Source organism: Streptomyces sp. NPDC059564 (assembly GCF_042735575.1).
Taxonomy (GTDB): domain Bacteria; phylum Actinomycetota; class Actinomycetes; order Streptomycetales; family Streptomycetaceae; genus Streptomyces.
In genome coordinates this window covers 1-8,103 of the sequence record NZ_JBHWBP010000348.1, presented here as the reverse complement: position 1 = coordinate 8,103, position 8,103 = coordinate 1, and the positions used below count along the sequence as shown (strand labels likewise).

General features: G+C 71.8%; 7 protein-coding genes. 5 read left to right on the top strand and 2 right to left on the bottom strand.

The genetic code is table 11. The annotated features are described in order from the left end of the window. The first annotated feature begins 129 nt into the window (after nt 1-129). The 4 genes from ACFV0Q_RS34565 to ACFV0Q_RS34550 all read left to right on the top strand — a co-directional run bounded on the left by ACFV0Q_RS34565 (nt 130) and on the right by ACFV0Q_RS34550 (nt 3,752). Nucleotides 130-315: a Trm112 family protein gene (locus tag ACFV0Q_RS34565; protein ID WP_266839393.1), complete on the top strand. Its 186-nt coding sequence runs from the start codon at nt 130-132 to the stop codon at nt 313-315. A 71-nt stretch (nt 316-386) separates the two neighbouring features. Further along, nucleotides 387-1,520 (top strand): SIS domain-containing protein, encoded by a 1,134-nt coding sequence (locus ACFV0Q_RS34560; protein ID WP_385010930.1) that lies wholly within the window; start codon nt 387-389, stop codon nt 1,518-1,520. Between the two features lie 61 nt (nt 1,521-1,581). Further along, nucleotides 1,582-2,739 carry a mannose-6-phosphate isomerase, class I gene (gene manA / locus ACFV0Q_RS34555; protein WP_385010927.1) on the top strand — a complete coding sequence of 386 codons (1,158 nt, stop codon included), beginning with the start codon at nt 1,582-1,584 and terminating at the stop codon, nt 2,737-2,739. Nucleotides 2,740-2,813: 74 nt separating this feature from the next. Further along, entirely contained in the window at nt 2,814-3,752 is a 939-nt protein-coding gene (locus ACFV0Q_RS34550) for a cation diffusion facilitator family transporter (RefSeq protein ID WP_385010925.1), read from the top strand. A gap of 224 nt (nt 3,753-3,976) precedes the next feature. On the opposite strand, the gene lepB is transcribed toward ACFV0Q_RS34550, so the two are convergent. Beyond that, a complete protein-coding gene (gene lepB, locus ACFV0Q_RS34545; protein WP_385010923.1) occupies nt 3,977-4,741 on the bottom strand; it encodes a signal peptidase I in 765 nt (254 codons plus the stop codon). Between the two features lie 172 nt (nt 4,742-4,913). Further along, nucleotides 4,914-6,962 carry a fructose-specific PTS transporter subunit EIIC gene (locus ACFV0Q_RS34540; RefSeq protein WP_385010921.1) on the bottom strand — a complete coding sequence of 683 codons (2,049 nt, stop codon included), beginning with the start codon at nt 6,960-6,962 and terminating at the stop codon, nt 4,914-4,916. Between the two features lie 356 nt (nt 6,963-7,318). Here ACFV0Q_RS34540 and ACFV0Q_RS34535 point away from each other — a divergent pair. Then, nucleotides 7,319-8,103: adenosylhomocysteinase (locus ACFV0Q_RS34535; RefSeq protein ID WP_385010919.1), on the top strand; the 785-nt coding region annotated here is incomplete at its 3' end.

Sequence of the window (8,103 nt, the reverse complement as noted above, 5' to 3'; positions counted from 1 at the left end):
ACCACAGGCGGCGGCGCGGCCCGGCCCGGGCCGGCCCACCCCTCCGAGCCGCACCGCAGGTGACTCGGCGGTACGCTGACCACGCCCAATCCGCGATCCGCGATCCGCATCCCCGAAGGGAACCGCCCCATGCCGCTCGAAGCCGGCCTGCTGGAGATCCTCGCCTGCCCCGCCTGCCACGCCCCCCTCCGGGACAACTCGGCAGACGAAACCGCACCCGAGCTGATCTGCACCGGCCAGGACTGCGGCCTCGCGTACCCGGTCCGCGACGGCATCCCGGTCCTCCTCGTGGACGAGGCCCGCCGCCCCGCGTAACCCCGCCCGACGCCCGACCCGCGCAGCGCAGACGCAGACCGCAGACGCCGTCAACACCGCCGGAGGCCGCCATGCTCGACGAGCCACTCCTCGACGCACCGGACGATCTCGCCCGTGCAGACCGCCGCGGCCTGCTCCGCGGCGCCGCCGAAGCCGGGGCGAGGGTCCGCACCGCGGCCCGGCACGCGACCGAGGCCGGCCTCGCCGACCTGCGCCCCGACGGCCGCCCCCGCGCCGTGCTGATCGCCGGCCCCGGCACCGCGGCCACCGGAGTCGCCGACCTCCTCGGCGCCCTCGCCGGGGCCTCCGCCCCCGTCACCCGCCTGCACCCCACCGGCGTCGCGCACGCCGCCGGGGCCCTGCGCTGGACGCTCCCCGGCTGGGCGGGCCCGGTGGACCTGCTGCTCATCGCCACCACCGACGGCACCGAGCCCGGCCTCGCGGTCCTCGCCGAGCAGGCCTACCGGCGCGGCTGCGCCGTCGTCGCCGTCGCGCCCGAACGCTCACCCCTGAGCGAGGCGGTGGACGGCGCGCACGGAGTCCTCGTACCGATGGCCAAGGCCCCGTACCAGGAGTACGACGAGTCCGCCGCGGCCGGCCCCGGCGCCCTGTGGGCCCTGCTGACCCCGCTGCTGGTCCTGCTGGACAAGGTCGGGCTGGTCACCGCCGCCCCCGACACCCTCCAGCTCGTCGCCGACCGCCTCGACCGCACCGCCGAGCGCTGCGGCCCGGCCATCGCCACGTACTCCAACCCGGCCAAGACCCTCGCCTCCGAGCTCGCCGACTCCCTCCCCCTCATCTGGAGCGAGGGCGCCGGAGCCGGCCCCGCCGGCCGCCGCTTCGCCGCCACCCTCGCCGAACTGGCCGGCCGCCCCGCGCTCGCCGCCGACCTCCCCGAGGCCCTGCCCGCGCACGGCGTGCTGCTCGCGGGGGCGTTCGCCGCCGGAGCCGACCCCGACGACTTCTTCCGCGACCGCGTCGAGGAACCCCAGGCCCTGCGCGCCCGGGTCGTCCTGCTGCGCGACCGGCCCACCGGCGGACTCTCCGCCGCCCCCGCCGCCCGCGAGCTCGCCCTCAGCCACGACACGGCCATCAGCGAGCTCGAACCCGAGGAGGGCACCGAGCTGGAACAGCTCGCCGAACTCCTCGCCGTGACCGACTTCGCCACCGCTTACCTGGCGCTGGCCTCCAGGGGACACGGCTGAGGCGCACATCCGCGCCCGCCCCGAAGATCCACAGATCCAGGAAGAACGACGGAAGACCACGATGGACCGCCTGACGAACACGATCCGCCCCTACGCCTGGGGATCCACCACCCTGATCCCGGCCCTCCTCGGGGTCGAGCCCACCGGTGAACCCCAGGCCGAGATGTGGATGGGCGCCCACCCCGGCGCCCCCTCCCGCCTCGACCGCGGTGCGGGCGGGACCACCCTGTCGGCCGTCATCGCGGCCGACCCCGAGGGCCAGCTCGGCTCCGCCGCCGTCGCCAAGTTCGGCCCCCGCCTGCCGTTCCTCCTCAAGCTCCTCGCCGCCGGCGCCCCGCTCTCCCTCCAGGTCCACCCCGACCTGGCCCAGGCCGAGGAGGGCTTCGAGGACGAGGAGCGCCGCGGCGTCCCGATCGACGCGGGCCACCGCAACTACAAGGACGCCAACCACAAGCCCGAACTGATCTGCGCACTCACCCCCTTCGACGGCCTGTGCGGCTTCCGCCCGCCCCTGGAGGCCGCCGAGCTGCTCGAAGGCCTCGGCGTCGACTCCCTCAAGCCCTACGCCGACCTGCTGCGCGCCCACCCCGAAGAGGCGGCCCTGCGCGAGGTGCTCACCGCCGTCCTCAGCGCGGACCGCGCCGAGATGGCCCGTACCGTCACCGAGGCCGCGGCGGCCGCCGAGCGGCTCGGCGGCCCGTACCAGCCGTACGCCTCCCTCGTCCACGACTACCCGGGCGACCCGGGCGTGATCGCGGCGATGCTGCTCAACCACGTGCAACTCCAGCCCGGCGAAGCCATGTTCCTCGGCGCGGGCATCCCGCACGCCTACCTCGACGGCCTCGGCGTCGAACTCATGGCCAACTCCGACAACGTGCTGCGCTGCGGACTCACGCCCAAGCACGTGGACGTCCCCGAGCTGCTGAAGGTCGTCATCTTCCAGCCGAGCGCCCCGAACGTGCTGCGCCCCGAGGCCGACGGCGAGGAGGTCTACGAGACCCCCATCGACGAGTTCCGCCTCTCCCGCTTCCTCCTGGCCCCCGGCGGCGCCCCCCGGACCCTCCCGGACGCCACCCCGCAGATCCTGCTCTGCACCGCGGGCGCCCCCGTAGCCGGCGAACTGACCCTCGCCCCGGGCGAGTCCGTCTTCGTCCCGGCGGGCGAAAAGGTCGAACTGTCCGGTTCCGGTACGGTCTTCCGCGCCACTGTGGTCATCTGACGTACCGTCGGCCACGCGGGCGCCTGCAACAATGTGCGGCCGTAGTCACTGGCTAGGAAGGGACATCGGCACCCATGAGCGCGTCGGGCGGTACCAGGGCGATCGTGGCGGCACTCGCCGCCAACCTCGCCATCGCTGTAGCCAAATTCGTGGCGTACCTCTTCAGCGGCTCCTCGTCGATGCTCGCGGAGAGCGTCCACTCGCTCGCGGACTCCGGCAACCAGGGCCTGCTGCTCCTCGGCGGGAAGAAGGCCCAGCGCGAGGCGACGCCCCAACACCCCTTCGGGTACGGGCGGGAACGCTACATCTACGCCTTCCTCGTCTCCATCGTGCTCTTCACCGTCGGTGGCATGTTCGCCATCTACGAGGGCTACGAGAAGATCCACGACCCGCACCCGATCGAAGCCTGGTACTGGCCCGTCGGCGTCCTCCTCTTCGCGATCATCGCGGAGAGCTTCTCCTTCCGCACCGCGATCAAGGAGTCGAACGAGATCCGCGGCGCCCTGAGCTGGAGCCAGTTCATCAAGCGCGCCAAGGCCCCCGAGCTGCCCGTGGTCCTGCTGGAGGACCTCGGCGCGCTCATCGGCCTCGTCCTCGCCCTCGCGGGCGTCGGCCTGGCCCTGCTCACCGGCGACGGCGTCTGGGACGGCATCGGCACCCTGTGCATCGGCGTCCTGCTGATCGTCATCGCCGTCGTCCTGGCCCTGGAGACCAAGTCCCTGCTCCTGGGCGAGGCCGCCGGCACCGAGGACGTCGAGAAGATCAAGGCCGCCGTCGTCGACGGGCACACCGTCACCCGCGTGATCCACATGCGGACCCTGCACCTCGGCCCCGAGGAACTGCTCGTCGCCGCCAAGATCGCCGTCGAGGGCGACGACACCGCGACCGAGGTGGCGAACGCCATCAACGCCGCCGAGGCCCGCATCCGCGCGGCCGTCCCGATCGCCCGCGTGATCTACCTGGAGCCGGATATTTTCTTGGAACCCGCCGCGCAGGGCACCGAGAACCGCTAGCGTCGGTTCTGAGCAAGTCCCGCACTTGCCCCGGCGGCCGGGAGGGTCGTCGCTGGACGGGCATGCCCGTCAAGCCCGCCACCGCGAGGTAGGGGGGAGTCTCCCCGCTTCGGCAGGGAGAGAACTTCAATTGGAGCCGGACATCTATCGGCACGCATTGCGGAAAAGGCCCCCACAGCCAGCTGCGGGGGCCTTCGTCGTACGTGCTGCTGCGCCGGGGGGAGCTATGCCGGCGCCGCCGGGCTCTGCACGGGCGTCTCGGCCTCCGGAGCGGCCTCGGGCGCCTCCTTGTCCACCCTGGTGGCCTCTGCGGCCACTGCGGGAGCAGCCGTAGCCGGAGCCGCCTTCAGCGGAGCCCGCCCGCGCGCCCGCCGGGCCACGCCCGCCAGCACACCGCCGAGCAGGATCACCAGCGCGCCCGCCAGCTGCCCCCACACGGCCAGCTTCGCCATCGGGTACGCCACGACCTTGGCGACGACCTTGTCCGCCGGGACCGGGCCGTTGTTGGCGTACTGCGAGCCGTCCGAGTTCAGCCGGTTGTCCGCCATCAGGAAGACGTACCCCTTGGGCACCGTCACGTCGAAGGCCACCATGGACGGGTGCTTCCACTGCTCCAGGTACGGCTCGTCCAGCGGCGTGCCGTTGAGCACCAGCCGGTACTGGCCCGCGACCTTGCTGCTGGGCTTGTACCGGATCGTGTCCCCGCCGATGGCGACGACCCGGTTCATCTGGGTCTTCTGCAGGGACCACGGCACGGAAGCCAGTACGACGTCACCCCGCCGGAGCTCCCCCTTGGCGACCGGTTCCAGGTAGATGCTCTCCCCGTCGGTGTAGGTCGGCGTCATGGTCCAGCCGACCTGCGTGCCCTCGGTGTAACGCGCGGGCGGGTTCACGGCCTTCGTCACCGTCACCCCCCCGAGGATGACCGCTCCGAGCACCAGCAGGACGATCGCCGCGATCCCGCGTCTGCGTCCTGGCCTGTGTTCCATTTCGTCCCTTCCGATGTACCTGCCTTGCATCGTAGGTCGACTGGGACACCGCCAACGCCGCCGGGGGGCCGCTGTGCCATCCCCGGACATACCGATTCGGACACTGCGCGCACGCCGTCGGGTCCCGTACCGGAGCGCCACGGGACCCGACGGACGGAGCGTGCGCAGGGGGCTACCGGATCTCGCGCAGCACGTCGAGGATCGCGGGCCCGTCCGGCGCGGACTGGAGGCGCCCGCGGAAACCGGGGTCCATCAGCTTGCGCGACAACAGCGCCAGGATCCGCAGGTGCTCGTCGCCCGCGGCGGCCTCCGGCACCGAGATCATGAAGACCAGCCGGGCCTTCGTACCGTCCAGCGCACCCCACTCGATGCCCTCGTCGGACCGGGCGAAGCCCACCGTGGGCCGCGTCACCGCTTCGGTCTTGGCGTGCGGGATCGCGATCGACTCACCGAGCCCCGTCGTGCCCTGCGCCTCGCGCGCCAGGGCGACGCGGACCAGCTCGTCGACGTCACGGACGTTGCCGGTGGTGGCCAGCATCTCGGCCATTTCCCGGATCGCCGCCTCCTTGGAGTCCGAGGCCAGCTCCGTCTTGACCGTCCGCTCCGTCACGTACCCGGACAGCACCTCCTCCTGCCCGGCCGAAGGGGCGGTCGCGACGGCAGCGGAGACGGACGCGGCCTGCGCCACCACCGCCGCAGCGCCCGCACCCGCGCCCACCCCGGCCAGCACCGGCTCGGGCACCGCGACCGGGCCGACGGCGGGCGCGACCGCGCCGCCCCCGCGGTGCCCCTTGAGCCCGATCAGGGCGTTGGTCGTCAGCGCCGTGACCACCGTGCCCACCGCGATGGCGATCAGGAACCAGACCACACCGTCGATGGCGCCCAGCACCGCCACGATCGGACCGCCGTGCGGCACGTGGTCGCCCACGCCCGCCAGACCGGCGATGGCACCGGCCACCGCACCACCCAGCATGTTCGCCGGGATGACCTGTGCCGGCCGCGCCGCCGCGAAGGGGATCGCGCCCTCCGAGATGCCGAACATGCCCATGAAGATCGCCGCCATGCCGGTCTCGCGTTCCTGCTCCGAGTACAGCTTGCGGCGCATCAGCGTCGCCAGGCCCTGGCCGAGCGGCATGACCGGGATGGCCGCCGCGCACATGCCCATGACGGCGTAGTTGCCGGAGGCGATGAGCCCCGCACCGAAGAGGAAGGCCGTCTTGTTGACCGGACCGCCCATGTCGAAGGCGATCATCAGGCCGAGGATCGCGCCGAGCAGGATCGCGCTGGTGCCGGTCATGCCGGACAGCCAGCTGGTCAGGGTCTCGAACACCCACGAGATCGGTTTGCCGAGGACGTAGATGAAGAACAGGCCCAGCGCCGTCGTCGAGACGATCGGGATCACGATGATCGGCATGATCGGCTGGACGACCTTGGGGACCTTGACCTTCTTGATCCACAGGACCAGATAGCCGGCCAGGAAGCCCGTCACGATCGCGCCGATGAACCCCGCGCCCGACTCGGAGTCGTAGAGCGCCCCGGTGTTCGCGATGAAGCCGCCGATCATGCCCGGGACGAGCGCGGGCCGGTCGCCGATGGCGTACGCGATGTAGCCCGACAGGATCGGGATCATCAGGGTGAAGCCGATGACGCCGATCTGGAAGAGGTGGTCCCAGAAGGTGCCCGGGGTGACCACGTAGCCCTTGTCCGTGGCGTGACCGCCCAGGGCCAGCGCGATGGCGATCAGCAGACCGCCGACCACCACGAACGGGATCATGTACGAAACGCCGTTCATCAGCGCCTTGTACGCGAGGCTGCGCTCCTTGCCGCCGCCCCCGCCGCCCGCGGCCACGGCCGCACCCGTCTGCACCGGCGCGCCCTGCACGCGCTCGATCAGTTCCTTCGGCTTGTGGATGCCGTCGGCGACACCCGTGGAGAGCACCCGCTTGCCGGCGAACCGGTCGCGGTCGACCTCCTTGTCGGCGGCGATGATGACCCCGTCCGCCTCTCTGACATCGTTGTCAGAGAGCACGTTCTCGGCCCCGATCGAGCCCTGGGTCTCCACCTTCATGTCCACGCCGAGCTCGTCCGCGGCCTGCTGGAGTTTCTCCGCGGCCATGTACGTGTGGGCGATCCCCGTCGGGCAGGCTGTCACGGCCACGAACTTCAGGCGCTTGGGCGCGCCCCCGCCCCCGCCACCGGGAGGGCCGGCTGGACTGGTCACTGGAATCTCCTTCAGCCATAGGTCCTGCGGGACCGCGCACGCGACCCGATCCACCCGGCATCCTGCCCCACGCAAGGGGTGCGTCAAAAGTCCGAAAGGCCCCGAACCGTTCCGCCGGAGGGCCCGAAACCGGGTCGCGACATGTAGGCCGGCCGACTGGGGCGGCTAGGCCGATCGGTGTAGATTCGTCATCAGTGTCAGGCGTCGCTGCTGATGGCGGTCGGGCGGTCCTCGTGACCGGCCGAGGGGAGAGAGGGCCCCCGACGGACTGTGCTCGGCGTACCGCCCTTGCCCCAGGCACGGCCGGTACGAGGCTCAGCCGTACCCACCCTCTCGAACCATGAGGAGCAGCACCCATGGACTTCAAGGTCGCCGACCTTTCCCTTGCCGCGTTCGGCCGCAAGGAGATCACCCTGGCCGAGCACGAGATGCCGGGCCTGATGTCGATCCGCCGCGAGTACGCCGAGGCGCAGCCGCTGGCGGGCGCCCGCATCACCGGCTCCCTGCACATGACCGTGCAGACCGCCGTCCTGATCGAGACCCTCGTCGCCCTCGGCGCCGACGTCCGCTGGGCTTCCTGCAACATCTTCTCCACCCAGGACCACGCGGCCGCCGCCATCGCGGTGGGCCCGAACGGCACCCCGGAGAACCCGCAGGGCGTCCCCGTCTTCGCCTGGAAGGGCGAGACGCTGGAGGAGTACTGGTGGTGCACGGAGCAGGCGCTGACCTGGCCGAACACCCCCACCGGCGGCCCGAACATGATCCTCGACGACGGTGGCGACGCCACCCTCCTCGTCCACAAGGGCGTCGAGTTCGAGAAGGCCGGCGCGGCCCCGGACCCGTCCACCGCGGACTCCGAGGAGTACGCCCACATCCTCACGCTCCTCAACCGCACCCTCGGTGAGGCCCCGCAGAAGTGGACGCAGCTCGCGTCCGAGATCCGCGGCGTGACGGAGGAGACCACCACCGGTGTCCACCGCCTGTACGAGATGATGGCCGAGGGCACGCTGCTCTTCCCGGCGATCAACGTGAACGACGCCGTGACGAAGTCGAAGTTCGACAACAAGTACGGCTGCCGCCACTCCCTGATCGACGGCATCAACCGCGCCACCGACGTCCTGATCGGCGGCAAGGTCGCCGT